24 protein-coding genes are annotated in these 24,736 nt (G+C 70.7%); 15 read left to right on the forward strand and 9 right to left on the reverse strand.

Annotated elements, in window-relative coordinates; translation table 11 throughout:
- Nucleotides 1–59: 59 nt before the first annotated feature.
- The 4 genes from AB0L91_RS22830 (at nucleotide 60) to AB0L91_RS22845 (ending at nucleotide 4,426) form a co-directional block, all read left to right on the forward strand.
- Nucleotides 60–1,241 carry a Rieske 2Fe-2S domain-containing protein gene (locus AB0L91_RS22830; protein ID WP_355280215.1) on the forward strand — a complete coding sequence of 394 codons (1,182 nt, stop codon included), beginning with the start codon at nucleotides 60–62 and terminating at the stop codon, nucleotides 1,239–1,241.
- A 34-nt stretch (nucleotides 1,242–1,275) separates the two neighbouring features.
- A complete protein-coding gene (locus AB0L91_RS22835; RefSeq protein ID WP_365012954.1) occupies nucleotides 1,276–2,454 on the forward strand; it encodes an acyl-CoA dehydrogenase family protein in 1,179 nt (392 codons plus the stop codon).
- A gap of 28 nt (nucleotides 2,455–2,482) precedes the next feature.
- Complete coding sequence (gene bphC, locus AB0L91_RS22840) at nucleotides 2,483–3,388, forward strand: biphenyl-2,3-diol 1,2-dioxygenase (protein WP_365012956.1); 906 nt, start codon at nucleotides 2,483–2,485, stop codon at nucleotides 3,386–3,388.
- A gap of 180 nt (nucleotides 3,389–3,568) precedes the next feature.
- Nucleotides 3,569–4,426: an IclR family transcriptional regulator gene (locus AB0L91_RS22845; protein WP_355280210.1), complete on the forward strand. Its 858-nt coding sequence runs from the start codon at nucleotides 3,569–3,571 to the stop codon at nucleotides 4,424–4,426.
- A gap of 42 nt (nucleotides 4,427–4,468) precedes the next feature.
- Here the strand turns inward: AB0L91_RS22845 and AB0L91_RS22850 are convergent, their stop codons facing one another.
- Both AB0L91_RS22850 and AB0L91_RS22855 read right to left on the reverse strand, forming a co-directional pair.
- Entirely contained in the window at nucleotides 4,469–5,098 is a 630-nt protein-coding gene (locus tag AB0L91_RS22850; RefSeq protein WP_365012959.1) for a Dabb family protein, read from the reverse strand.
- The gene (locus tag AB0L91_RS22855; protein ID WP_355280206.1) at nucleotides 5,091–5,438 is read right to left on the reverse strand and encodes a hypothetical protein; all 348 of its coding nucleotides are present in this window, start codon (nucleotides 5,436–5,438) and stop codon (nucleotides 5,091–5,093) included. The genes AB0L91_RS22850 and AB0L91_RS22855 overlap by 8 nt, the downstream gene beginning before the upstream one ends.
- Nucleotides 5,439–5,587: 149 nt before the next feature.
- On the opposite strand from AB0L91_RS22855, the gene AB0L91_RS22860 reads away from it, so the two are divergent.
- Nucleotides 5,588–6,556 (forward strand): alpha/beta hydrolase, encoded by a 969-nt coding sequence (locus AB0L91_RS22860; protein ID WP_365012962.1) that lies wholly within the window; start codon nucleotides 5,588–5,590, stop codon nucleotides 6,554–6,556.
- Here the strand turns inward: AB0L91_RS22860 and AB0L91_RS22865 are convergent.
- From AB0L91_RS22865 to AB0L91_RS22875, 3 genes are read right to left on the reverse strand one after another with little or no spacing between them, the layout of a single operon-like run.
- A complete protein-coding gene (locus AB0L91_RS22865; RefSeq protein WP_365012965.1) occupies nucleotides 6,553–7,389 on the reverse strand; it encodes an ABC transporter ATP-binding protein in 837 nt (278 codons plus the stop codon). The two genes, AB0L91_RS22860 and AB0L91_RS22865, sit on opposite strands and share 4 nt — an antisense overlap.
- Nucleotides 7,382–8,467 (reverse strand): iron chelate uptake ABC transporter family permease subunit, encoded by a 1,086-nt coding sequence (locus tag AB0L91_RS22870; RefSeq protein ID WP_365012968.1) that lies wholly within the window; start codon nucleotides 8,465–8,467, stop codon nucleotides 7,382–7,384. Before AB0L91_RS22870 ends, AB0L91_RS22865 begins: the two co-directional genes overlap by 8 nt.
- Nucleotides 8,464–9,510, reverse strand: coding sequence for an iron chelate uptake ABC transporter family permease subunit (locus AB0L91_RS22875; protein ID WP_365012971.1), 1,047 nt, complete (start codon nucleotides 9,508–9,510; stop codon nucleotides 8,464–8,466). Before AB0L91_RS22875 ends, AB0L91_RS22870 begins: the two co-directional genes overlap by 4 nt.
- A gap of 55 nt (nucleotides 9,511–9,565) precedes the next feature.
- Here AB0L91_RS22875 and AB0L91_RS22880 point away from each other — a divergent pair, with 55 nt between their 5' ends.
- A complete protein-coding gene (locus tag AB0L91_RS22880; protein WP_365012978.1) occupies nucleotides 9,566–10,513 on the forward strand; it encodes an iron-siderophore ABC transporter substrate-binding protein in 948 nt (315 codons plus the stop codon).
- Nucleotides 10,514–10,546: 33 nt separating this feature from the next.
- Here AB0L91_RS22880 and AB0L91_RS22885 read toward each other — a convergent pair whose 3' ends face one another.
- Entirely contained in the window at nucleotides 10,547–11,239 is a 693-nt protein-coding gene (locus AB0L91_RS22885) for a PadR family transcriptional regulator (protein ID WP_357351023.1), read from the reverse strand.
- Between the two features lie 128 nt (nucleotides 11,240–11,367).
- Here AB0L91_RS22885 and AB0L91_RS22890 point away from each other — a divergent pair, with 128 nt between their 5' ends.
- A complete protein-coding gene (locus AB0L91_RS22890; RefSeq protein ID WP_365012980.1) occupies nucleotides 11,368–11,874 on the forward strand; it encodes a flavin reductase family protein in 507 nt (168 codons plus the stop codon).
- A gap of 51 nt (nucleotides 11,875–11,925) precedes the next feature.
- Here AB0L91_RS22890 and AB0L91_RS22895 read toward each other — a convergent pair whose 3' ends face one another.
- Nucleotides 11,926–13,557 (reverse strand): NAD(P)/FAD-dependent oxidoreductase, encoded by a 1,632-nt coding sequence (locus tag AB0L91_RS22895; protein WP_365012983.1) that lies wholly within the window; start codon nucleotides 13,555–13,557, stop codon nucleotides 11,926–11,928.
- Between the two features lie 196 nt (nucleotides 13,558–13,753).
- Here AB0L91_RS22895 and AB0L91_RS22900 point away from each other — a divergent pair, with 196 nt between their 5' ends.
- The 7 genes from AB0L91_RS22900 to helR all read left to right on the forward strand — a co-directional run bounded on the left by AB0L91_RS22900 (nucleotide 13,754) and on the right by helR (nucleotide 21,773).
- Entirely contained in the window at nucleotides 13,754–15,289 is a 1,536-nt protein-coding gene (locus AB0L91_RS22900) for an FAD-binding protein (RefSeq protein ID WP_365012986.1), read from the forward strand.
- Nucleotides 15,290–15,395: 106 nt separating this feature from the next.
- Nucleotides 15,396–15,767, forward strand: a complete 372-nt coding sequence (locus AB0L91_RS22905) for a nuclear transport factor 2 family protein (protein ID WP_355284503.1) — start codon at nucleotides 15,396–15,398, stop codon at nucleotides 15,765–15,767.
- Between the two features lie 11 nt (nucleotides 15,768–15,778).
- On the forward strand, nucleotides 15,779–17,440 hold the full coding sequence (locus tag AB0L91_RS22910) for an FAD-binding protein (protein WP_365012990.1): 1,662 nt from the start codon (nucleotides 15,779–15,781) through the stop codon (nucleotides 17,438–17,440).
- A gap of 10 nt (nucleotides 17,441–17,450) precedes the next feature.
- Nucleotides 17,451–17,708 (forward strand): hypothetical protein, encoded by a 258-nt coding sequence (locus tag AB0L91_RS22915; RefSeq protein ID WP_355284508.1) that lies wholly within the window; start codon nucleotides 17,451–17,453, stop codon nucleotides 17,706–17,708.
- 26 nt (nucleotides 17,709–17,734) lie between these two features.
- Entirely contained in the window at nucleotides 17,735–18,526 is a 792-nt protein-coding gene (locus AB0L91_RS22920; RefSeq protein WP_365012994.1) for an SDR family NAD(P)-dependent oxidoreductase, read from the forward strand.
- A complete protein-coding gene (locus tag AB0L91_RS22925; RefSeq protein ID WP_365012997.1) occupies nucleotides 18,523–19,398 on the forward strand; it encodes an alpha/beta fold hydrolase in 876 nt (291 codons plus the stop codon). Before AB0L91_RS22920 ends, AB0L91_RS22925 begins: the two co-directional genes overlap by 4 nt.
- A 197-nt stretch (nucleotides 19,399–19,595) precedes the next feature.
- Complete coding sequence (gene helR / locus AB0L91_RS22930; protein WP_365013000.1) at nucleotides 19,596–21,773, forward strand: RNA polymerase recycling motor ATPase HelR; 2,178 nt, start codon at nucleotides 19,596–19,598, stop codon at nucleotides 21,771–21,773.
- A 77-nt stretch (nucleotides 21,774–21,850) separates the two neighbouring features.
- On the opposite strand, the gene AB0L91_RS22935 is transcribed toward helR, so the two are convergent.
- Entirely contained in the window at nucleotides 21,851–22,678 is an 828-nt protein-coding gene (locus AB0L91_RS22935) for a mycofactocin-coupled SDR family oxidoreductase (protein ID WP_365013003.1), read from the reverse strand.
- Between the two features lies 1 nt (nucleotide 22,679).
- Complete coding sequence (locus AB0L91_RS22940; RefSeq protein WP_365013006.1) at nucleotides 22,680–23,477, reverse strand: mycofactocin-coupled SDR family oxidoreductase; 798 nt, start codon at nucleotides 23,475–23,477, stop codon at nucleotides 22,680–22,682.
- Nucleotides 23,478–23,669: 192 nt separating this feature from the next.
- Here AB0L91_RS22940 and AB0L91_RS22945 point away from each other — a divergent pair, with 192 nt between their 5' ends.
- Nucleotides 23,670–24,725 (forward strand): ferredoxin--NADP reductase, encoded by a 1,056-nt coding sequence (locus AB0L91_RS22945; protein ID WP_365013009.1) that lies wholly within the window; start codon nucleotides 23,670–23,672, stop codon nucleotides 24,723–24,725.
- The last annotated feature ends 11 nt before the right edge of the window (nucleotides 24,726–24,736 follow it).

Below are 24,736 nucleotides of genomic sequence, written 5' to 3' on the forward strand. Positions count from 1 at the left end.
GCCCGGACCACCACCGGCAGCGTGACCATCGACACAGCTCATCCCACTCCGTCCGATACATGGAGGTTTCGATGCCGGAGAACTCGCCGAACGGCCGATCACAGGACGCCGACTACCGTCAGATCGAGGCCGCCGCCGCGCCGACCCGCTTCGCGCGCGGCTGGCACTGCCTCGGCCTGCTCTCGTCGTTCCGCGACGGCAAGCCGCACGAGGTGAAGGCGTTCGGCACCACGCTGGTGGTGTTCCAGTCGGAATCCGACGGCGCGCTGCACGTGCTCGACGGATTCTGCCGCCACATGGGCGGCAACCTGGCGCACGGCACCGTCAAGGGCGACTCGATCGCCTGCCCGTTCCACGACTGGCGCTGGGGCGGCAACGGCAAGTGCACGGCGATCCCCTACGCGCGCCGGGTGCCCCCGCTGGCCAAGACCCGCTCGTGGCCGACCCTCGAGCGCAACGGCCAGCTGTTCGTCTGGAACGACCCGCAGGGCAGCAAGCCCACCGACGAGGTGACCATCCCCGAGATCGAGGGCTACGGCACCCCGGAGTGGACCGACTTCACCTGGAACTCGATCCTCATCGAGGGCTCGCACTGCCGGGAGATCGTCGACAACGTCGTCGATATGGCGCACTTCTTCTACGTGCACTACTCGTTCCCGCGCTACTTCAAGAACGTCTTCGACGGCCACGTCGCGACCCAGTACATGCGCTCGACCCCGCGCCACGACATCTCCGTCGGCACCAGCTACGACGATCCGAACTCCACCCTGCGTTCGGACGCCTCGTACTTCGGCCCGTCCTACATGATCGACTGGCTCTGGAGCGAGGCGCAGGGCATGACGATCGAGACCGTCCTGATCAACTGCCACTACCCGGTCGACGAGAACTCCTTCGTGCTGCAGTACGGCGCGATGGTGAAGAAGCCCGAGGGCATGTCCGACGCCGATGCCACCGCGATGGCCGAGCAGTTCGCCGCGGGCGTGCAGGTCGGCTTCGAGCAGGACGTGGCGATCTGGAAGAACAAGGCGCCGATCGACAACCCGCTGCTCTCGGAGGAAGACGGGCCGGTCTACCAGCTGCGCCGCTGGTACAAGCAGTTCTACGTCGACGTCGAGGACGTCACCGAAGACATGACCAAACGCTTCGAATTCGAGATCGATACCGACCGCGCGGTGACGAGCTGGGAAGCCGAGGTGGCCGACAACATCGCCCGCGGCGCCATCGTCGACACCATGTCCTGACCTCTCCCACCCCGAACAGAAAGCACCACCTGCGATGACCAAGGTTCTCGACAACATCGCCGCGATCGCCGACCAGCTGCGCGATCAGGCCCCGGAGGCGGAGCGGCTCGGGCAGCTGCCCGATGCCACGGCCCAGCTGCTCAAGACGGCGGGCCCGATCCGCCTGCTGCAGCCCAAGAAGTACAGCGGCTTCGAGGCGCATCCGCGCGAGTTCGCCGAGACGGTGATGGCCACCGCCGCGCTCGATCCGGCCAGCGGCTGGATCACCGGCATCGTCGGCGTGCACCCGTGGCAGCTGGCCTTCGCCGATCCGAAGGTCCAGGACGAGGTGTGGGCCGACGACCACGACACCTGGATGGCCTCGCCGTACGCGCCCACCGGCATCGCCCGCCCGGTCGACGGCGGCTACATCTTCAACGGCCGCTGGCAGTTCAGCTCCGGCACCGACCACTGTGACTGGATCTTCCTGGGCGCCATGCTCGGCAACCCCGACGGCTCGATGGCGCTGCCGCCGACGATGCTGCACATGATCCTGCCGCGCGAGGACTACACCATCGTCGAGGATTCCTGGAATGTGGTCGGCCTCAAGGGCACCGGTTCCAAGGACATCATCGTCAAGGACGCGTTCGTGCCCGACTACCGGGTGATGAACGGCGACCACGTCATCGACGGCACCGCGCAGAAGGAGTACGGGGTCACCGAGACCCTCTACAAGATGCCGTGGTCGACGATGTTCCCGCTGGGCATCAGCTCCGCGGTGGTCGGGATCGCCGAGGGCGCGCTGGCCGCGCACCTGGACTACCAGCGCGACCGGGTCGGCGCGCAGGGCACCGCGGTCAAGGACGATCCGTACGTGCTGTTCGCCATCGGCGAGGCCGCCGCCGACATCAACGCCGCCCGCCAGGAACTGCTGGCCAACGCCGACAAGATCTTCGACGCGGTCGACGCGGGCAAGGAGATCAACTTCGCCGAGCGGGCCGCCGTGCGGCGCACCCAGGTCCGCGCGGCCTGGCGCGCGGTCTCGGCCGTGGACCAGATCTTCGCCCGGTCCGGCGGCAACGCCATGCGGACCGACAAGCCGCTGCAGCGCTACTGGCGCGACGCGCACGTCGGCCTCGCCCACGCCATCCACGTGCCGAGCACGGTGTACCACGCCTCGGCCGTCAGCTCGCTCGGTCTCGAGCCCGCGGACAACCTCCGCTCGATGATCTGACCCGAAAACCACGAAGGACAACGAGAACATGACCGACATCAAAGGCCTCGGCTACGTCAAGATCCAGACGGCCGACATGGACCGCTGGCGCACCTTCGCGTTCGACGTGCTCGGCTTCGCTCAGGGCAGCGGCCCGGACGAGAACGCGCTGTACCTGCGGATGGACGAGCGCGCTGCGCGCATCACCGTCGTGCCGGGCGACAGCGACGCCGTCGTGACCATCGGCTGGGAGGTCCGTGACCACGCGGCCCTGGTCCGGGTGCAGGAAGCCGTCACCGCGGCCGGCATCGCCGTCAAGCCGCTCTCGGTCGAGGAGGCCGACGCGCGCCGGGTCGAGGAGGTCATCACCTTCCAGGATCCGACCGGCGCGACACTGGAGATCTTCCACGGCGCGGTGCTCGACCACAGCCCGGTGGTGACGCCGTTCGGCGCGAAGTTCGTCACCGGCGCGCAGGGCCTCGGCCATGTCGTGCTGCCGACGATGGACCCGAACGGGGCGTTCGACTTCTACACCGAGGTGCTCGGCTTCCTGCCGCGCGGCGCGTTCCGGATCCCGGCGCCGCCGGAGTTCGGGCCGATGCGGGTGCGCTTCATGGGCGTCAACGAGCGGCACCACAGCCTCGCGCTGTGCCCAGCGCCGCACGGTGGCGCGCCGGGCCTGGTGCACATCATGGTGGAGGTCGACTCGCTCGACGCCGTCGGCCAGGCGCTGGACCGTGTCACCAAGGACGGCTTCTCGGTGTCCTCGACGCTGGGCAGGCACACCAACGACAAGATGGTGTCGTTCTACGTGCGCGCGCCCGGCGGCTGGGATGTCGAGTTCGGCACCGAGGGGATGCGGGTCGACGAGACCTTCTACACCGCTGAGGAAATCACCGCCGACAGCTACTGGGGCCACGACTGGTCCGGCAGCGAGCCGCTGGCGGCCATGTAACCGCGCACAGCCCTTCGACGGCCCCCGTACCGAGCACTCCGCTCGGTACGGGGGCCGTCGTCGTTGCACGCGATTCGGGGATTCATGTGACAACGACCACAGAGGATGGTATGAATAGGTATATGCCTAATCGAAATATGCGACTGGGCATCAGCACGTAGATCCGAAATGGAGCGCTCCATGGTCATCCAAGCCGAGGCCACCACCCCCAGTGCGATCCTCGATCGCGCGTCCCTGCTGCTCGACGCCTTCGACGGTCCGGGCAGGCTCACGCTCGCCCAGATCGTCCGGCGCACCGGGCTACCCCGGTCCTCGGCGCACCGCATGCTGGAACGGCTGGTGCAATTGCGCTGGCTGCGCCGCGAAGGGCGCGACTACGAGCTCGGGATCCGGTTGATGGAGCTCGGCTCGCTGGCCGTGCACCAGGACCGCCTGCATCGCGCCGCGATGCCGTTCCTGCACGAGCTGCACCGGGTCACCGGGTTCGTCGTGCACCTGGCCGTTCTCGACGGTCCCGACGTCGTGTACCTGGACAAGGTGGGCGGCGATCTGGCCGCCGCGGTCCCGACCCGGGTCGGCGGCAGGCGGCCCGCGCACTGTACGGCGGTCGGCAAGGCGATCCTGGCCTACTCCGACGAGCGCCGCCTCGCCGAGGTCGTCACCGGGCAGGCCACGGCCCGCACCAAGTACTCGCTGACCACCCGGGCCCAGCTCGACAACGAACTGCACAAGGTGCGCGCGCACGGCATCGCGGTCGAGCGCGAGGAGTCGCTGGCCGGCTTCGGCTGCATCGCCGCGCCGATCGGCGATCTCGGCGAGTCCGCCGTGGCCGCGGTGTCGGTGTGTGGGCCGGTCGACCGGATGGTCTTCGACCACCGGCTCAGCGCGCCGGTGCGCACGACGGCGCTCAACATCTGGCGTCACGTCGACGACGGCCGGGTGCGGGTGCGCCCCACCCTGCAGCAGCATCCGCGGCCGCTGGGCGTCGGTCCCGCGTCCCGGGTCGCCACCGAACACCGCGCGCCCCGCTACGCCTGATCCGGTGGATCGCCGCCCGGCGGGAGCGGGCGGCGGCCGGGATCAGGCGGGATCGTTCTCGCAGAAGCTGTGGCAGATGCGGTCGTGCACGATCACGTCCGGGCATTCCGGATCGAACCACCGGTCGACATGCGCCCAGTGCACCGGGTGCATCAGGTACGGGCCGTCGAGCCCGTCGAGATCGGTGAACTCCTGCTCCCAGACGTGCGTCCACGGCACGGATCCGATGCCGCGGCGCACCCGGCTCAGCCGCCAGGACAGCATGGTCGGGATGTAGCGCGGCATGCGCAGCAGGTCCGCCTCGAAGCGGTCCACGGTCGCGTCCGGCGTCTGCGGCGCGACTCGCAGCAGCAGCACCCGGTACACCGAACCGGGCGCCCGGGGTTCCGCGAAACCACCGGTGCCGCCGTCGTATTCGGCACCGTCGACATGCGTCACGCCCGGGTCGGCGAGCACCGCGCCGACCGCGGCCGCGCAGGCGTGCCAGTCGGCGGCCTCGGCGAAGCGCAGGTGCGCGAGCACGTCGCCGCCGTTGCGCACCCCCGGCAGCGTGGGCTGGACCAGCACCCGGCGCGCCACCCCGGACACCGCCGCGGTCAGGTCGGTCATGAGCTGGTCGGCGGCCGGACCGCCCGCCGCCGACAGATGCACCAGCCGAACGACCTCAAACATCGGCGAGCCTCTCGATCTCGGACGCCTCGGCCCCGGTCGAGCGCGTGCGCTCGGCGACCAGGTCGTCGACGCCTGCCCACCAGCGCCGCACCGCCGGATCGGAGCGGCCCTGCCAGGTCATCGCCCACCACCCCTCGGCCCCGTCGAGCACCCAGGTCGCGGTGACGGTGTTGGACTCGTCGGGAAACCAGATCGGCGGACTCACCACGATCCGCTCCAACGTCATCCCCCGCTCGCGGGCCCCCGGCGCGTACTCACGCAGATACGCGTCGACGAAGTCCCTGGCCCGCCCGGGTTTCGTCACAACGGTGTCGGTCACGTAGACCTTCGCGGTGTTCATGTGCCGACGGTAGGCACCGCGCGCGTCGCGTCGACCAGGGGTTTCCGCCCAGCGGGAGAACGGGGTCCGAACCGTACCGGACCGGCCCTACGGTGGGCCGACGACCGGTTCGACCGTCGAACCCCGTCGCGAGAATTCCAGGAGGGTCAGTGACTGTCCGCGTCTATCCCACCACCGGACCGGGTGCGGTGCCGGACCCCGAGGTCGCGGCGATGCTCGCCACGCTCGACGCCGGGTTCCCCGATATCGCCACGATGCGCGCGGCCGACGTGCGGGCCGCGATCCTCGGCAGGCGGGCGCCACTGAAGTATCTGCCCGAGATGCGCGAGGCGCGCGATGTCGTCGTCGCGGGGCCGGGCGGTGACCTGACCCTGCGCGTCTACCGGCCGCACCGCGACGGGGCGACGCTGCCGGTGATCGTCTTCGCGCACGGCGGCGGCTTCGTGTTCTGCGATCTCGACAGTCACGACGAGTTCTGCCGGTCGATGGCCGAGGGGGTCGGCGCGGTCGTGGTCGCGGTCGACTACCGGCTCGCGCCCGAGCACCGGGCGCCCGCCGCGCACGAGGATGTGCTCACCGCGCTGCGCTGGGCCGCCGAGCACGCGGGTGAGTTCGGCGGCGATCCGGCGCGGATCGCGCTGGCCGGCGACAGCGCCGGCGGCAATCTCGCCGCCACCGTGGCCATCGCGGTCCGCGACGGCGGCGGCCCCGAGGTCGCGGCGCAGATCCTGTTCTATCCGGTGATCGACGACGACTTCGAGACCGAGTCCTACCGGCGGTTCGGCACCGGCCACTACAACACGACCAGCGCCATGCGCTGGTACTGGCAGCAGTACGCCCCGCACGGCACCGACGACGTCCGCCTGGTGCCGACCAGGGCCGAGTCGCTGGCCGGGCTGCCGCCCGCGGTGGTGATCACCGCCGAGCTCGATCCGCCGTGCGCGGCGGGCGACGCCTACGCGCGCCGCCTCGCCGACGACGGCGTCGCCGTACGGCACCGCCGCTACGACGGGCTGTTCCACGGCTTCCTCACCATTCCGTCGCTGGCGGCGACCACCGCGGCGCGCACCGAGATCTGGGCCATGGTGCGCGCGGTACTCGGCACACCCGCTCGCTAGGACCGGTGCCGCTGCGGCACGATCATCGGCGACCCGGTCAGCGGGTCGTCGATGACCACGCAGTCCAGATCGAACACCGCCCGGACGAGGTCCGGGGTGATCAGCTCCCCCGGACTCCCCTGCCCGATGATCCGGCCGTCGCGCATGGCGACGAGGTCGGTGGCGTAGCGGCAGGCCAGGTTCAGGTCGTGCAGGACGGCGACGACGGTGCGGCCGTGCTCGCGGTACAGGCGCTCGCACAGGTCGAGGACATCGAGCTGGTGGCTGATGTCGAGATAGGTGGTCGGCTCGTCGAGCAGCACGATGGAGGTGGCCTGGGCGAGCACCATGGCGATCCAGACCCGTTGGCGCTGACCGCCGGACAGTTCGTCGACGCGCCGGTGCCGCAGGTCGATGGTGCCGGTGGCCGCGAGTGCCTCGGTGACGGCCGCGGCGTCGTCGTCGGACCACTGCCGCAGCAGGCCCTGGTGCGGGTAGCGGCCGCGGGCGACGAGATCGCCGACGACGATGCCGTCCGGGGTGCCCGGCGTCTGCGGCAGCAGGCTCAGCCTGCGCGCGGTCTCCTTGGTGGAGTAGCGGTGAATCGCCTTGCCGTCCAGCACCACCGAGCCGTCGGCCGGGCGCAGGATCCGGCCGAGCGCGGCGAGCAGGGTCGATTTCCCGCAGGCGTTGGGCCCGATGATGACGGTGAACCGGCCGTCGGGCACCGCGAGGTCGACGCCGTGCAGCACGGCCCGCTCACCGTAGGCCACGCGGACCGACTCGCCCCGCAGCCGCGAGCCGGGGTGCTCCCCTTCGGTGGATTCGGCGGTCCCGGTGGATGTTTCAGACACGGTGACGCAGACCCTCTCGTACCAGCAGCCAGAGCAGGAAGACCCCACCGATGCTCACCGTGACGACGCCGACGGGAACCGGTGCGGGAAAAGCGTGTTCGGCCACCAGGTCGCTGATGCCGAGCAGGAGCGCACCGGTACACGCGGCCGCGAAGATCCCGGCGCCGGGTGTGCGGGTGATGCCACGGGCGAGGTGCGGCGCGGCGAGGGCGATGAACGCGATCGGGCCCGCCGCCGACACCGACAGGCCGACGAGGACCGTCGCGCCGAGCATCAGCCCCAGCCGGGCCCGCCCGCCGCGCACGCCCAGCGTCGTCGCCACCGTGTCCCCGAGATCGAGGGCGTGGAACGACCGATTCAGCACCGCGATCAGCGGGCCGACGAGCGCGAGCCCGACGGCCACGATCGCCACCTGCCCCCACCCGCGCCCGCTGAGCGAGCCGATCAGCCACGCGTTGGCGACCGCCGCCGACGGCAGGTACGCCTGACTGAGCACGTAGTACGTCGCCGCGGTGAAGATCGCCTCCAGGGCGATCCCGACCAGCACCAGCCGTGCACCGCGCAGCCCGCCCAGCACCGTGAGCACTCCGATGATCGCGAAGGTGCCCAGCGCGCCCACCGCGGCGCCGAGCGCGGCCGTCGACAGGGTGCCGCCGAGGGTGAGCAACACGAAGACCGCGCCCAGCGAGGCGCCGTTGGTGAAGCCGATGACGTCCGGGCTGGCCAGCGGATTGTGGTAGAGCCGCTGGAAGATCGCGCCCGCGGCGGCCAGGCCCGCGCCCACCCCGACGGCCACCAGGACCCGGGGCAGCCGCCGGTCCAGGACGAAGAACCGGTCGAGCCTGCGCCGCGGATGCCCCGTGAGCGTGTCCCACAGCGCGCCGGGACCGACCCGGTATTCGCCGACCATGAGCGAGACCGCGATCATCGCCAGCACCAGGACCACCAGGATCGCGGTGGTCACGACGGCGCGGCGGTCGAACCGCAGGGTGGACCGGCCCGCGCGCACCACCACGTCGCCCGGCGTGATCCCGGTCCGCGTGACGAGTCCGGCACCCGGCCCCGACAGGATGCTCACGACTCCGCCCCCATCCGGGGACTCCACACGATGAGCGCGATCAGCGCGGGCCCGCCGAGGAAGGCGGTGAGCACCCCGACCGGCACCGGTTCGCCACCGGCGATCACCCGGCCCAACACGTCGGCGGCCAGCAGCAGCACCGGCGCGAGCACCATCGACACCGGAACGAGCACCCGGAAATCGGAGCCGACCAGGTACTGCGCGATGTGGTAGACCAGCAGCCCGACGAAGGCGATCGGCCCCGCCAGCGCGGTGGCCGCCCCGCACAGGACCGTGACGACGACGAAGCCGAGCAGCCGGACCCGGCCCAGGTTCACCCCGAGCGCCGTGGCCGTCCGGTCCCCCAGGCTCAGCGCGTTCAGCGAGCGGCACAGGGCCAGCGCCAGGATCGCGGCGCCGAGCACATACGGCACCAGCAGCAGGGTGTCGTGCAGGTCGCGGGTGGCCAGGGAGCCGATCCGCCAGAACCGGAAGGCGTCGAGGACGTCCTCGTCCAGGAACACCAGCAGCTGGGTCACCCCCGACAGCACCGCGGCCAGCGCCACCCCCGACAGCGCCAGCCGCAGCGGCGACGCGGTCGCCCGGCCGACCATCGAGAGCAGATACACGACCACCGCGGCGATGCCCGCGCCGGCGAAGGCGAACCAGGTGTAGCCCGTGACGCCCATCCCGCCGGTGACGGTGAGCCCGACGACGACGCCGAGCGCCGCACCCGCGTTCACCCCCAGCAGTCCCGGATCGGCGATCGGATTGCGGGTCAGCGCGCCGATCACCACGCCCGCCGCGCCCAGCGCGACCCCGCAGACCAGCCCGACCACCGTCCGGCTCAGCCGCCAGTCACCGATGATCACCCGCACGCTGTCCTCGCCCTGCCCGAACAGCGCGGCCACCACGTCACCCATCGGAATCGACTTGGCGCCGATGGCCAGACTGGCCACGCACACACCGAACAGCACGACCGCGGCGAGCAGCAGGACCACGCCGCCACGGGCGAGCGGGGCAGAGCCGTGGCGTGCGGTCACGGCGTCACGACTCGAAGGCACCGGCGAACCTTACCCGGACTAATTAGGGTAGGACAACCTTGGTTAGGTTAGGCTAATGTCGCTGCTCGTGCAGACCGTGAGAAGTAGTAGACACCGGCTGACCACCGCCTTCGGCGCGCTGGTCGCCACCGTGGGCCTGGTCCTGACCGGGTGCAGTTCGACCGATGCCGAGGTCGAGAACGGCCGCGTCATCGCCCACGCGATGGGTGAGACGACCGTGCCCGCGCAGCCGCAGCGCATCGTCGTCCTCGATTCCCCGCACCTGGACGCGCTCGTGTCGCTGGGCATCACGCCCGCCGCGATCACCGAGCGGGCGATGGGCTACGGCGCGCCGAAGTACCTGGCGGACAAGCTCACCGGGGTGAAGACCGTCGGCACCATCCAGGAGCCCGACCTCGACGCCATCGCCACCCTGGAGCCCGATCTGATCATCGGCACCAAGGTGCGCCACGAGGCGCTCTACACCCAGCTCAGCGGCATCGCCCCGACCGTGTTCTCGACCAGTTCGGGAACCAACTGGCACGAGCAGGCGCGGCTGACCGCGTCGGCCGTCGGCAAGTCGGCCGAGATGGAACAGCTGCTCACCCAGCTCGACGGTCGCGCCAAGGCGGTCGGCAAGGAGATCGGCGCCGCGGGCAAGACCGTGTCGATGGTGCGCTTCACCGAGGACCGCTTCCGGCTCTACGGGCCCGAGACCTTCTCCGGTTTCATCCTGGCCCAGGTCGGTTTCACCCACCCGGCCCGCACCTGGAACACCTACTCGATGGCCGAGCTCGATCCCGAGCAATACGAGCAGATCAACGGTGACGTGGTGTTCCACGCCGACTACACCGGTGGCTCGAAGGGCACGACCAAGAGCCGGGTCACCGCGCTGTGGGGCGCGCTGCCCGCGGTGGCGGGCAACCACGCCTACGAGGTCGCCGACGACACCTGGATGCTCGGCATCGGCGTGATCGGCGCCAACAAGATCATCGACGACATCGCGCGGCTCAGCGCGAGGTGACCGGTCGTGGGGGCGCCGGGCGCGCCCCCACGCCTACTCCGCCGCGTCGTGCTGCATCTCCTCACGCAGCACCCGCTGTTCGATCTCGCGCCAGCGTCCCGGCGTCGGATGCGGGTAGTCCGCGCGGTCATCGTGTTCGGCACCGGCCAGTATCGTGGCCGCGTTGTCGATGTCGTCGATCAGCTGCTGGGCCAGTTCCCGCTCGGCCGCGTAGTGGCGCTGCGCCCACTGCAGCACGATCTGCGAATAGGCCCAGCCCGGTTCGGATTTCGCGGCCTCGGCGTCGATCGCGGCCCGCTGCTCGAGCTGGTCGACGTCGTCGATGTGGTCGCGCAGGATCTGCTTGAGCCGGTCCGGCGAGCCGAGATGACCGAACATGACCCGCACCAGTACATGGTGTTTGAGCACCGACGGATCGACCGGCGCCTTGTTCCACCACAGCGTGACCGCGGCCCGGCCCGCGTCGGTGATCTGATAGAGCCGCTTGCCGCGCATGGCGTTGTCGTGGTCGAGGCGCGAACTCGCGAAGCCGTGCTGCTCGAGCTTCTTCAGCTCGGCGTAGATCTGGCTGTAGGACGGCGTCCAGTAGAAGTAGCGCAGACTCCAGTCGGCCCATTTCTTCAGGTCGTAGCCGGAGACCTCTTCCTCGTAGGAGAGCATGGCGAGAACCGCCCAGCTGGTCGGCGGCAGGTTGGGCACGCCGGGATCGGGGTCGGGAGTCGCCATCGCTGCATGTTAGCAACCGCGAGTACCATCTTTCGCCCGCCGACAACCGCTGACCGGGAGAACGTCTTGAGCCGGTCCCCGCTCACCCCGGATCGTGGGGGCAACGAATTCCGCTCGGGAGGACCCCTATGAATGCAGACAACGTCGTCGTCGACGCAGGTATCCCTGCCCCCGCCGACCTGCGCAGAGTGCTCGGTCATTTCGCGACCGGCGTCGCGGTGATCGCCGCTCACGACGGGACGCGGCCGCTCGGCTTCACCTGTCAGTCGGTGGTGTCGGTGTCGCTGGACCCGCCGTACGTGTCGTTCTGCCCGGCCAAGAGCTCCACCAGCTGGCCGCTGCTGCGCGCGACGGGCGCCCTGTGCATCAACATCCTGGCCGAGGAACAGAGCGCGCTGTGCCGCCAGTTCGCGGTCAGCGGTGCCGACAAGTTCGCCGGTGTCGACTGGGACCTGGCGGGCAACGGCGCTCCCGCGCTCGCGGGGGCGCTGGCCCACATCGAGGTGAGCGTCGAGCTCGAGCACGACGCGGGCGACCACACGGTGGTGCTGGCCCGGATCGCCGATCTGCGCGCCACCGAGGGCGCCAAGCCGCTGCTGTACTACCGCGGCGGCTTCGGCGGCTTCGCGGTCTGACACGACGACGGCGGGTGGGTCCGATCGGACCCACCCCGCCGCCGTCGTGTCTCACGCCTCCAGGACGTCGAAGCCCTTGTATCCCGCGGCCGCGACCTCGGCGATGATCTCGCCGTAGACCCCGAAGCCGCCGACGAAGGGCATGAACACCCGCGGCCTGCCCTCGATATTGGCGCCCAGGTACCACGAATTCGCCTGGGTCATCAGCGTTCCCGCCGCCCTGGTCGCGCATTGGCCGACCCAGTCCGCCACCGCGTCCGGCCTGGCCTCGAGCGCCACCGCGCCACGGCCGTCGAGGAAGCCGATGGCCTCGGCCACCCAGTCGACGTGCAGCTCCGAGTGCAGCACCATGTTGGCCAGCACCGACGGGCTGCCAGGACCGGTCAGGTTGAACAGGTTCGGGAAGCCCGTCATGCCCAGGCCCAGATAGGTCTTCGGCCCCTCCGCCCACGCCGCGTTGAGCGATTCGCCGCCACGGCCGACGATGTTCATCCGCGACACCGAGCCGGTCATCGCGTCGAATCCGGTGGCGAGCACCAGGGTGTCGAGCGGGTAGTGCGTGTCGGTGGTGTGCACGCCCGCGGCGTCGATGCGCTCGATCGGCGTCGCCTTCAGGTCAACCAGCTCGACATTGTCGCGGTTGTAGGTCTGGTAGTAGTTCGTGTCGGTGCAGATGCGCTTGGTGCCGATCGGGTGATCACGCGGCACCAGCAGGTCGGCCACCCGCGGGTCGTCGATCACCGCCCGCACCTTCTCCTCCCAGAACTCGCGCGCGGTGTCGTTGGCGGCCAGGGTCACCAGCTGATCGGGGAAGGTCTTGCTGAACAGCACGCCGCCCAGCGCCCAGCGCTGCTCGTAGGCCTCGCGCAGTTCCCGCTCGTCGACGTCGAGCGCGGACTGCGGGTGCGCCTGGTGCGGGGAGCCGCCGCCGCTGGCCATCGACAGCCGCCTGCGCTCGGGGTAGTTCGCCTTCTGGGCCCGCCGGTCCGCCTCGCTCAGCGGCGTGTTGCCCGCGGGCACACTGTAATTGGCGGTGCGCTGGAACACGTGCAGCTGCTCGGCCTGCTCGGCCAGGCACGGGATGGTCTGGATGCCGGAGGAACCGGTGCCGATGACGCCGACGCGCTGCCCGGTGAGGTCGACGCCCTCGTGCGGCCAGTGCGAGGTGTGCAGCACGCGACCGGCGAAGGTGTCGAGGCCGTCGATGGCCGGGGTGTTGGCGTTGGACAGCGGACCGGTGGCCAGCACGACGAAGCGGGCCGACACGGCGCGGCCGGTGTCGGTGTCGACCTGCCAGCGCAGGGTCTGCTCGTCGAGCACGATATCGGTGACGCGGGTACCGAATTCGATGTCGCGGCGCAGGTCGTAGCGGTCGGCGACGTGCTCGAGGTAGGACAGGATCTCGGGCTGGGTGGCGTACTTCTCGCTCCAGTTCCACTCCTGCTGCAGCGCGTCGTCGAACGAGTACGAGTAGTCCACGCTCTCCACGTCGCACCGCGCGCCCGGGTAGCGGTTCCAGTACCAGACGCCGCCGACGCCCTCGCCTGCTTCGAACACCCGCACGGTCAGACCGCTGCCGCGGAAGCGGTGCAGCGCGTACAGGCCGGCGATGCCTGCCCCGACGACGACCACGTCGACGTCGACCTGGCCCTTCACTGATGCCGATGGGGTCTCGGGGTTCACAGTGCCTACCTTTCGATGGAGACCGGTTCTCTGCCAACGACGCTAAGGACGCGCGGGCCGCGTGAGCAGATGACCTTCCCGCTGACCGGCACGTTCGCGCATCGATCGCCTCCCGGTGATCGGGACGGCCCGCACCGTGACCGGCGTCACCGCACCTACCGTCATCGGCACTACGAAGCGGTACCAGGAGGAAACAGTGGTGGACTGGAACGACGAGGTGGACGTGCTGGTCGCGGGCTCGGGCGGTGGCCTGGCCGGCGCCTACACCGCCGCCCGCGAGGGGCTCAGCGTCGCGGTGGTCGAGGCGACCGACAAGTTCGGCGGCACGACCGCGTATTCGGGCGGCGGTGGCGTCTGGTTCCCGTGCAACCCGGTGCTGGAACGGGCGGGCACCGACGACACCCTCGACGACGCGCTCACCTACTACCGGGCCGTCGTCGGCGACCGCACGCCCGACGAGTTGCAGCAGACCTACGTCCGGCGGGGTCGCGACCTCATCGAATACCTCGAAGCCGACAACCATTTCGAGTTCCAGATGCTGCCCTGGCCGGACTACTTCGGTAAGGCGCCCAAGGCCCGGCTCGACGGCCAGCGCCACATCATGCCGAGCCCGCTGCCCGCCGCCGAACTGGGCGAGCTGCGCGAGTCGCTGCGCGGACCGCTCGACACCGACCGGCTCGGCGCTCCCCTGCCGGAGCTGCTGATCGGCGGCCAGGCGCTGATCGGACGCATGCTGCGCGCGCTGTCGACCTACCCGCACGCGAAGCTGTACCTCGAGTCGCCGCTGGTGGAGCTGGTGGTCGAGGACGGTGTGGTGACCGGCGCGATCGTCGAGCGCGAGGGTGGCCGGTTCGCGATCCGGGCCCGGCGCGGCGTGGTGCTCGCGGCGGGCGGCTTCGAGCAGAACGCGGAACTGCGCGCGCACTACGGCGTGCCGGGCGAGGCCCGCGACACCATGGGCCCCTCGGGCAATCAGGGGCTGGCGCACCAGGCGGGCATCGCGGCGGGCGCCGACACCGATCTGATGGATCAGGCGTGGTGGTCGCCGGGCCTGACCCATCCGGACGGGCGCTCGGCGTTCGCGCTGTGGTTCACCGGCGGCATCTTCGTCGACCAGGAGGGCAACCGGTTCGTCAACGAGTCAGCGCCCTACGACCGGCTCGGCCGCGACGTGATCCGGCAGATGACCGAGCGCGGCCTGACGCTGCCGTTCTGGATGATCTACGACGACAAGGAAGGCGAGGTGCCGCCGATCAAGGCCACCAACGTGTCCATGGTCGAGACCGAGCGGTACGTCGACGCGGGTCTGTGGCACACCGCCGACACCCTCGCCGAGCTGGCCGCGAAGATCGGCGTGCCCGCGGCGGCGCTCGAGGCCACCGTGGAGCGGTTCAACGGCATGGTCGCCACCGGTGTCGACCCGGACTTCGGGCGCGGCGACGAGGCCTACGATCGCGCCTTCTCGGCCGGCGAACCGCCGCTGGTGACCATCGAGAAGGGCCCGTTCCACGCGGCGGCGTTCGGCATCTCCGACCTGGGCACCAAGGGCGGTCTGCGCACCGACAGCGCGGCCAGGGTGCTCGGTCGCGACGGCGCGCCGATCCAGGGCCTGTACGCGGCGGGCAACACCATGGCCGCGGTCAGCGGCGAGGTCTACCCCGGCGGCGGCAACCCGATCGGCGCGTCCATGCTGTTCAGCCACCTCGCCGTGCGGCACATGCTGGGCGAATGAGCCCACCCGGGTCCCTCCCGCTGGCCGGGAGGGACCCGTCCCCCTCGACCACCGAGTGTGGTTCGGTTCACATATCCCCTCTTCTCGACATTTCAGGAGCAACACGATGGCTTCAGCGGACGACATTCGCGCGACGGTGCGCAAATATGTGGAGGCCGTCGGCAGCGGGACGGCTGCCGACATCGTCGCCCTCTACCGCGAAGACGCGACGGTGGAGGACCCGGTCGGCACCGAACCGCATGTCGGCCACGCCGCGATCACCACGTTCTACGAGGCCATCGAGCCGCTGAAGCGGTCGGCGGAACTGTTCACCGTGCGCGTCGCGGGCAACAGCGCCGCGTTCAGCTTCCGGGTGGTCACCGAGTTCAACGACCAGAAGTTCACCCTCGATCCGATCGATGTCATGACCTTCGACGAGGACGCCCGCATCACCAGCATGCGCGCGTTCTGGTCCCAGGACGACATGGTCGTCGGCTGAGCGAGGCGAGAGTGACTGCGACCGAACAACACTGGGATCACGAAGTCGGCTTCCTCGTCGTCGGCAGCGGCGCGGGCGGGCTGACCGGCGCGCTCGCCGCCGCCGATCGCGGGCTGGACACCCTCGTCATCGAGAAAGCCTCGGTGTACGGCGGCAGCACCGCGCTCTCCGGCGGCGGCATCTGGGTGCCGAACAACCCGACGCTGCTGCGCGAGGGCCTCGGCGACTCCCGCGCCGACGTGCGGGCCTACCTCGACGCCGTCGTCGGCGACCGGGTGCCCACCGCGAACCTGGACGCCTTCATCGACGAGGGCCCGCGCATGCTCGCCTTCCTCGAGACCAGCCCGCACCTGCGGTTCCAATGGTGCACCGGCTACTCCGACTACCACCCCGAGGCGCCGGGCGGACGGCCCGCAGGCCGGTCCATCGAGCCGCTGCCGGTGGACCTCAAGCAGCTCGGCGAGGACGAGGATCTGCTGCGCCCGGCCGCGCTGGCAACCCCGCCCGGACTGTTCATCACCTCCAAGGACTTCGTCCAGCTCAACATGGTGACCCGCACCTGGAAGGCGCGCTGGACCGCGCTGCTGACCGGCCTGCGGGCGGTCAAGGCGATCCTGCTGCGCAGGCACATGGACACCCTCGGCCGTGCGCTCATCGCGCGGCTGCGGCTGGCCCTGCGCGACGCGGGTGTGCCGCTGTGGCTGAACACGCCGCTGCGCTCGCTGATCACCGACGAGACCGGGGCGGTGCTCGGCGTCGTCGCCGAACGCGACGGCCGCGAGATCCGGATCCGGGCGCGCGACGGAGTACTGCTGGCCACAGGCGGTTTCGAGTACAACCAGGCCATGCGCGAGCGCTACCTGCCCGCGGGCGGCAGCGACAACTTCAGCGCGGCCTCGGCCGACAACACCGGTGACGGCATCGTCGCGGGCGAGCAGGTCGGCGCCGCGGTCGATCTGATGGACGACGCGTGGTGGATGCCGTCGTTCCAGCGGCCCGACGGCATCAACCAGGTGCTGGTCTCGGAGCGGTCGATTCCGCGCTCGATCATCGTCGACAGCTCGGGGCAGCGCTTCACCAACGAGGCGTCGCCGTATGTCACGTTCGTGCACGCCCAGCTCAAGGGCAGCCACGATCCCGCGTGGCTGATCTTCGACACGAAGGCCAAGAGCCGCTACCCCATCGGCGGCATCGTGCCGGGGCAGAAGTTCCCCAGCTCGTGGACCTCGAGCGGGCTGGTGCGCAGCGCCCCCGACATCGAGGGCCTGGCCACCGAGATCGGTGTTCCGGCCGCCACGCTGCGGCAGACCCTCGACCGGTTCAACGGATTCGCCCGCGACGGTCACGACGCCGACTTCGGTCGCGGTGTCAGCGCCTACGACAACTACTACGGCGACCCGACGCTGTCGGTGCCCGCGCTCGACGTCCTGGACAAGGGCCCGTACTACGCGCTGCGCGTGCGCATCGGCGACCTCGGCACCAAGGGCGGTCTGGTCTACAACGCCGACGCCCAGGTGCTGCGCGCCGACGGCTCGGCCATCCCCGGCCTCTACGCCGCGGGCAACACCTCGGCCGCCGTGATGGGCAACGACTACGCCGGCGCGGGCGCGACCATCGGCCCCGCGATGGTGTTCGGCTATGTCGGCGCGCGTCACGCCGCCGGTGAGCGCTGAGGCGGGCATCATGCATCCCGTCGAATGCGCGACCTGCGGCAACAAGGTGCTGGCCGAGAAGTTCAGTCCCAGCCACACCAGCGTCCAATGGCTCGACGACGCCGAGTCCGCGTGCCCGGAGTTCGCCCGGCGCGCGGCCCTCGGCGAGCCGAGCAGCTGGATCCCCACCTGCGCGGCGCTGCGCGATTCGATCGAGAACGCGGTCCGCAAGGGCGAATTGGCGACCGATCAGTTGCGGCACGAGCCGGTTCCCGGCCGGCTCGGCTGACCCCACACCCCTAGGAGAGACGACTCATGAACAGACTCGACGGCCACCGGACACTGGTCACCGGCGCCGCGTCCGGCATCGGGCAGGCCACCGTGCTCCGGCTGCTCGACGAAGGCGCCCGGGTGGTCGCCGCCGACGTGTCGGCGGACGGGCTGGCGGCTACCAAGGCCCAGGCCACCGAACGCGGCACCGCCGACCGGCTCACCACCCTGACCATCGACATCGGTGACGAGCAGTCGGTGATCGACGGCGTCCGGTCCTCGACCGAGACCCTCGGCGGCCTCGATTCGCTGGTGAACGCGGCGGGCATCCTGCGCGCCTCGCACACCGAGCAGACCTCGCTGGAGCTGTGGGACCTGATCCTGCGGGTCAACCTGACCGGCACCTTCCTGGTCGTCCGCGAGGCACTGCCCGCGCTGCTGGCCAACCCACGCGCGACCGTCGTGAACTTCAGCTCCACCTCGGCGGCGTTCGCGCACCCGTACATGGCGGCCTACGCGGCGAGCAAGGGCGGCATCCAGTCCTTCACCCACGCCATCGCCCTCGAATACGGCGGCAAGGGCCTGCGCGCGGTGTGCGTCGCGCCGGGCAGCATCAAGTCCGGCATCACCGACGCCACCCCCGGCTACGTCCCCGCCGACGCCGACTGGGCCCTGTTCGCGAAGCTGTCCCCCGCCCTGCCGACCGACCTCGAGTCCGGCGGCGCGGGCATGGGTGACCCGACGGCGGTCGCGGGCGTCATCGCGATGCTGGTCTCCGAGGACGGCGCGTTCATCACCGGCACCGAGATCCGCATCGACGGGGGCACGCACGCATGACCGACCTGAGCTACGAGGGCACGCTGCGCGAGATCCGCACCGACGCGGGCGTGCTGCGCTACCACGAGGCGGGCGACGGTCCGCCGCTGCTGCTCCTGCACGGATCGGGCCCCGGCGTCACCGGGTGGCGTAACTTCCGCGGCAATCTCGCGACGTTCGCCGACCGATTCCGCTGCCTGGTCCTGGAATTCCCCGGCTTCGGGGTGAGCGACGACTTCGGCGGGCACCCGATGGTCACCGCGCTCGACGCGGTGGTCCGGTTCGTCGACGCGCTTGGCCTGGACACTGTCGACATCATCGGCAACTCGATGGGCGGCGGCGTCGCGCTCAACTACGCGATCGCGCACCCGGAGCGGGTCGGCAAGCTGGTGACGATCGGCGGCATCGGGCGCAACCTGTTCAGCCCGGGCCCCGGCGAGGGCATCAAGCTGCTACAGGAGTTCACCGAGGAGCCCACCCGCGAGCGGCTGGTCCAGTGGCTGCACTCGATGGTCTACGACCCGGCCATGGTCACCGACGAACTCATCGAGGAGCGCTGGACCCAGGCCACCGATCCGGCGACGCTCGACAGCGCGCGCCGGATGTACAGCAAGGCCGCGTTCGCGATGATGGTGCGGGCGATGGAGGCCTCGGACGCGCCCCCGCCGTGGGCGATGCTGCACAAGGTGGCTGCGCCGACGCTGATCACCTGGGGTCGCGACGACCGGGTGAGTCCGCTGGATATGGCGCTGATCCCGATGCGCACGATCCCGCGCGCCGAACTGCACGTGTTCCCGAACTGCGGGCACTGGGCGATGATCGAGCGCAAGGACGAATTCGAGTCGGCGGTCCTGGCTTTCCTGACCCGGAAGGATGCCGACCGGACGGCGTGAGCGCCGGTCCTGAAACCCCCTGTGCGCCGGACGGGAGGAGTCCTCACTCCCCTTCCGTCTCCAACATATAGCGCACAGGGGGTCTTGCCGCAAGGCCCCGGTGCTGCCGCATAATCGTCCGCCGAAGCCAGAAGCTGCGGAAACGAGTGTGATCGACGCGCTCCGCCGGGATCGGTGAACCGGGAAAGTGAGGGCAGGTGTCAGCTCAGGAGTATCAGGACGAACTGCGGTCCGAGCAGCAGTACGTGGACGGGCTCTACGCGCGGCTCGACGCCGAGCGGGCCCGGGTGAAGGGCCGCTACCGCGCGACGCTGCGCGGCAAGGGCGTCTCGGCCATGGACCGGGACGCCGAGGCACGCGCGCTGGCCAAGGAGGCCGCGCGCCTGGACGTGGCCGACAACGGGCTGTGCTTCGGCCGGCTCGACGCGCTCTCCGGCGCGGTGTCCTACATCGGCCGCATCGGCCTGTTCGACGAGGCGAACGAGTTCGAGCCGCTGCTGCTCGACTGGCGCGCGCCTGCCGCGCGCGCGTTCTATGTCGCGACCGCCGCCACACCGGAGGACATGCGCAGGCGTCGCCAGTTCCATACCCGCGGCCGCCGGGTGACCGACTTCACCGACGAGGTGCTCGGCAGGCCCGACGGCGACGCGCGCGGTGACGCGGCACTGCTGGCGGCGGTCGACGCGCCCCACGGGGCGGGCATGCGCGACATCGTCGCGACGATCCAGGCCGAGCAGGACGAGATCATCCGGCTCGACCATCCCGGCGTCCTGGTGATCGAGGGCGGGCCGGGCACCGGCAAGACCGTGGTGGCGCTGCACCGGGTCGCCTATCTGCTCTACACCCAGCGCGCGCGGATGGAACGTCAGGGTGTGCTCGTGGTCGGGCCCAATCCGGCGTTCCTGCACCACATCGCGCATGTGCTGCCGTCGCTGGGCGAGACCAATGTGGTGTTCACGACCACGGGCGACCTCGTCCCGGGGCTGCACGTCACGGCCGAGGACGCGCCCGAGGCGGCACGACTCAAGGGTTCGCTGCGCATCCTCGACGTGCTCGCGGCGGCGATCGCGGACCGGCAGCGACTGCCGGTGGACCCGATCCCGATCGAGCTCTCCGATGTCACCGTGCGCATCGACGCCGACACCGCGCAGTGGGCGACCGAGGAGGCTCGCGCCAGCGGACGGCCGCACAACGAGGCGCGCGAGGTGTTCCGCGAGATCGTCACCTATGTCCTCACCGAGCGCGCGATCGGCCGGATCGGCCAGGGCTGGCTCACCCGCGACGACCGCGAGGCGTGGGAGCAGCTGCGCGCCGACCTGGTCACCGAACTCGCCGACAACACCGCGTTCACCGCGGCGCTGGACGACCTGTGGCCGATCCTGACACCGGAAACGCTTCTGTCCCAGCTGTATTCGTCGCACGATCGGCTGCGGGCCGCGGGCGCGGATGCCGCGCTCTACCGCGCCGACGGCGCCGCCTGGACCGTGTCGGACGTGCCGCTGCTCGACGAACTCGTCGACCTGCTCGGCAGGCACCAGCCCGTCGACGACACCGCCGAGCGGGCGGCGAAGGCCGAGGCGGCCTATGCGGCGCGGGTGCTCGAGAACATGGTGAACCGCGAAGACCACATGGACGACGAGGACCACCTGTTCGCCCAGGACATGCTCTTCGGCGAGGATCTGGCCGAGCGCTTCCTCGAACGCGACACCAGGGAGCTCGCCGAACGCGCCGCGGCGGACCGCGAGTGGACCTACCGCCACGTCGTCGTCGACGAGGCGCAGGAACTGTCGGAGATGGACTGGCGGGTGCTGATGCGCCGCTGCCCGGGCAAGTCCTTCACGGTCGTCGGCGATCTCGCGCAGCGCCGCTCGGCGGCCGGGGCGAGTTCGTGGGCCTCGATGCTGGAGCCGTATGTCCCGGGCCGCTGGGCCTATCGCGCGCTGACCGTCAACTACCGCACGCCCGCCGAGATCATGGCCGTCGCCGCGGCGGTGCTCGCCGAGTTCGCGCCGGAGGTGCGGCCGCCGGAATCGGTGCGCGCGTGCGGCGTCGCGCCGTGGTCGCGCCGGGTAGACGCGGACGAACTCGGTACGGCCATCGAGGAATTCGTGCGCGCGGAGTCCACCAGGGCGGGCACGAGTGTGGTGATCGGTCCAACCGGGGTGCCCGGCACGGTCACCGCGTCGGAGACCAAGGGCCTGGAGTACGACGCGGTGCTGGTCGTCGAGCCGGCGCGGATCCTCGCCGACGGACCTCGGGGCGCGGCCGAACTCTATGTCGCCCTCACCCGGGCCACCCAGCGCCTCGGCGTCCTGCACCACGGCGAACTCCCCCGGTCCATGACGGGGCTCGCCGGGCTCGTGCCGACTCGCTGAGATCCGCGGAAGAGCCGGGGCGACAGCCGATGTCGCGGTGGTGTGGCCCCCGGGTCGGGGCCGCACCACCGCACCGTTCAGCGCTGGGTCGAGCCCGCGTCGACGGGCAGCGTCACCGCGGTGATGTAGCGGGCCTCGTCGGAGGCCAGGAACAGCGACGCGTTGGCGATGTCGACGGGATCGACCCACGGGATCGGCAGCATGTTCATCGTCACCGCGGCCTCGGCGAACTCCTCGCGCGTCGGATGCTCGCGGTCGGGACGGAACACCCTGCGCACCATGTCGTTCTGGATCATCGGGGTGTCGACATTGGTGGGGTGCACCGAGTTGACCCGGACGTGGTGCGGCGCCAGCTCTTTGGCGAGCGAGCGCATCAGGCCGACCACGCCGTGCTTGGCGGCGGTGTAATGCGCGACGCCGACCAGCCCGCGCAGGCCCGCGATCGAACTGGTCAGGATCATCGCGCCGCCGCCGCGGGCGAGCAGGTGCGGGGTGGCGGCCTTGCAGGTCTGCCAGACGCCGGTCAGGTTGACGTCGATCATCGTGTTCCACTGCTGTTCGGTCAGCTCCAGCGCGCCCGCGCTGGAACTGATCCCGGCGGTGGCGCAGACGATGTCGAGGCCGCCCAGCTCGGCGACGGCGGCGTCGACCGCTTGCCGCAGCGCGGCGCCGTCGCGGACGTCGACGGTGGCCGCGACGATCCGGGCGCCCGTCGCCTCGACCGCGCGCACGGTCTCGGCGAGGTCGTCGGGCGTCGCGCCCGGCGATACCACGGTCTCGACCGGTCCGCAGATGTCGACGGCGACGATGTCGGCGCCCTCCTCGGCCAGCCGGATGGCCTGAGCGCGACCGATGCCGCGCGCGGCGCCGGTGATCAGCGCGATCTTGCCGGAAACCCGTCCCATGTCACACCTTCTGAGTCAGTCCGGCATCCACCACGAGCTGGGTTCCCGTCACGTAACGGGACTCGTCGGATGCGAGGAAGAGCACGGCATTGCTGATGTCGACCGGGTCGACCCACGGCACGGGCAGCACCGTGCGCTGGGCCAGGGCCTCGGCGGCGTCGGCCTGGGTGGGGTCGGCCAGGTCGGGGCGCAGCTTGGCGTACACGGCGTCGTTGAGGATCATCGGCGTCGCCACCGAGCCGGGGTGCACGGTGTTGACCCGGATGCCGCGCGGGCCGAGTTCGTTGGCCAGGGTGCGGGCCAGGCCGACCACGGCGTGCTTGCTCGCCGAGTAGTGCGAGGCGGTGGCCGCGCCGGTGATGCCGTTGGTGGAACTGACGATGACGATCGAGCCGCCGTCGCTCAGCGCCGGGACACCGGCGCGCACGGTGTGCCACATGCCGGTGAGATTGATGTCGATGGTGCGCTGCCAGGCCTCGTCCGTCAGCTCCCAGGACAGGGCGAGGTCGCTGTAGATGCCGGCGTTGGCGACGATCACGTCCAGGCGGCCCAGCGCGGCGACGCCGTCGGCGACCGCCACATCCAGCGAAGCCTGATCGCGGACGTCGGCCGCGGCGGTGACGCACATCCGGCCGAGGGCTGCCACCTCGGCCGCCGTCTGCGCCAGGCCCGCCGCGGCGGCCTCGATGTCGACGGCGATGATGTCGGCGCCCTCCTCGGCCAGCCGACGGCAATGGGCGCGGCCCATTCCCCCGGCCGCGCCGGTCACCAGCGCGACGGTGTTCTGCATGCGGTTCATCGGGCGCCCCCGGGAGATCGAGTGTCCACGAGCCCGACGCTAGGTTCGCCGCCGCGACCACCGTCCCCGTTCTTCCCGGTCAGTGGACAGTGCGCGGTGATCTCCCGGCCACCGGGATCGGCGGCCCGCGCGGTACGCCTGAGCTGCGACGGTGACCACGCAAGACCGGCTCTGTGATCGAGGAGGACACCAGTGACGAGGGCGACTGTCGACGTTCCGCGTGGCTCGCGGGTGGTGACGCTGCGCGTGGCGGCGGTGATCGAGGAAACCGCGGACGCGCGCTCGCTCGTGTTCGAGGTTCCCGACGAGGCCGCCGACCGGTTCGCCTACCGGCCGGGCCAGTTCCTCACCCTGCGGATCCCGAGCGAACGGCCCGAGCCGGTCGCCCGCTGCTACTCCCTGGCGAGCTCACCGTTCACCGGCGAACCGCCGCGGGTCACGGTCAAGCGCACCGCCGACGGCTACGGCTCGAACTGGTTGTGCGACAACGTCGCCGTCGGCGACACCCTCGACGTGCTGCCGCCGCAGGGCGCCTTCACCCCGGCCTCGCTCGACACCGATCTGCTGCTGTGGGCGGCGGGCAGCGGCATCACTCCGGTGATGTCGATCCTGCGCTCGGCGCTGGCGCGAGGCACCGGCCGGGTGGTGCTGTTCTACGCCAATCGCGGGCAGGATTCGGTGATCTTCGCCGAGGCGCTGCGCGAGCTGGTGGCGCGGCATCCGGGCCGGGTGCACGTGGTGCACTGGCTGGAGTCGGTGCAGGGTCTGCCCACGGCCGCCCAGCTGGCGGAGTTCGCGGCGCCGTACGCGTCCTACGAATCGTTCGTGTGTGGGCCCGGCCCGTTCATGGCGGCGGTGACCGAGGCGCTGTCGGGCGCGGGCTGGCCGCGGGAGCGGATCACCACCGAGGTGTTCGTCTCGCTGTCCGGTGATCCGTTCGCCGACCCCGAGCCGATCGCCGAGGCCGACGCGGCCGATGCCGCGCAGGTCGAGGTGGAGCTCGACGGCACCGTGCACGCGCTGAGCTGGCCCCGGTCGCGCACCCTGGTCGACGTCATGCTGGCCGACGGTCTCGACGTGCCGTACTCGTGCCGCGAGGGCGAATGCGGTTCGTGCGCCTGCACCGTCGTCGACGGCGCGGTGTCCATGGGCCCCAGCTCGATCCTCGATCAGGAGGACATCGACGCGGGCTACACCCTGGCCTGCCAGGCCAGGCCGACCACCGATTCGGTGCGCATCCGCTTCTGACCCGAGAGGTG

Source organism: Nocardia sp. NPDC051833 (assembly GCF_040681225.1).
Classification (GTDB): Bacteria; Actinomycetota; Actinomycetes; order Mycobacteriales; family Mycobacteriaceae; genus Nocardia.

Excerpts from the sequence above, each read along its gene's own strand:
- AB0L91_RS22940 (WP_365013006.1), bottom strand. The coding sequence starts at position 23,477 with ATGAACCGCATGCAGAACACCGTCGCGCTGGTGACCGGCGCGGCCGGG.
- AB0L91_RS22920 (WP_365012994.1), top strand. The coding sequence starts at position 17,735 with ATGAACAGACTCGACGGCCACCGGACACTGGTCACCGGCGCCGCGTCC.
- AB0L91_RS22855 (WP_355280206.1), bottom strand. The coding sequence starts at position 5,438 with ATGAACACCGCGAAGGTCTACGTGACCGACACCGTTGTGACGAAACCC.
- AB0L91_RS22905 (WP_355284503.1), top strand. The coding sequence starts at position 15,396 with ATGGCTTCAGCGGACGACATTCGCGCGACGGTGCGCAAATATGTGGAG.
- AB0L91_RS22845 (WP_355280210.1), top strand. The coding sequence starts at position 3,569 with ATGGTCATCCAAGCCGAGGCCACCACCCCCAGTGCGATCCTCGATCGC.
- AB0L91_RS22835 (WP_365012954.1), top strand. The coding sequence starts at position 1,276 with ATGACCAAGGTTCTCGACAACATCGCCGCGATCGCCGACCAGCTGCGC.
- AB0L91_RS22935 (WP_365013003.1), bottom strand. The coding sequence starts at position 22,678 with ATGGGACGGGTTTCCGGCAAGATCGCGCTGATCACCGGCGCCGCGCGC.
- bphC (WP_365012956.1), top strand. The coding sequence starts at position 2,483 with ATGACCGACATCAAAGGCCTCGGCTACGTCAAGATCCAGACGGCCGAC.
- AB0L91_RS22925 (WP_365012997.1), top strand. The coding sequence starts at position 18,523 with ATGACCGACCTGAGCTACGAGGGCACGCTGCGCGAGATCCGCACCGAC.
- AB0L91_RS22830 (WP_355280215.1), top strand. The coding sequence starts at position 60 with ATGGAGGTTTCGATGCCGGAGAACTCGCCGAACGGCCGATCACAGGAC.
- AB0L91_RS22850 (WP_365012959.1), bottom strand. The coding sequence starts at position 5,098 with ATGTTTGAGGTCGTTCGGCTGGTGCATCTGTCGGCGGCGGGCGGTCCG.
- AB0L91_RS22915 (WP_355284508.1), top strand. The coding sequence starts at position 17,451 with ATGCATCCCGTCGAATGCGCGACCTGCGGCAACAAGGTGCTGGCCGAG.
- AB0L91_RS22885 (WP_357351023.1), bottom strand. The coding sequence starts at position 11,239 with ATGGCGACTCCCGACCCCGATCCCGGCGTGCCCAACCTGCCGCCGACC.
- AB0L91_RS22890 (WP_365012980.1), top strand. The coding sequence starts at position 11,368 with ATGAATGCAGACAACGTCGTCGTCGACGCAGGTATCCCTGCCCCCGCC.
- AB0L91_RS22880 (WP_365012978.1), top strand. The coding sequence starts at position 9,566 with ATGTCGCTGCTCGTGCAGACCGTGAGAAGTAGTAGACACCGGCTGACC.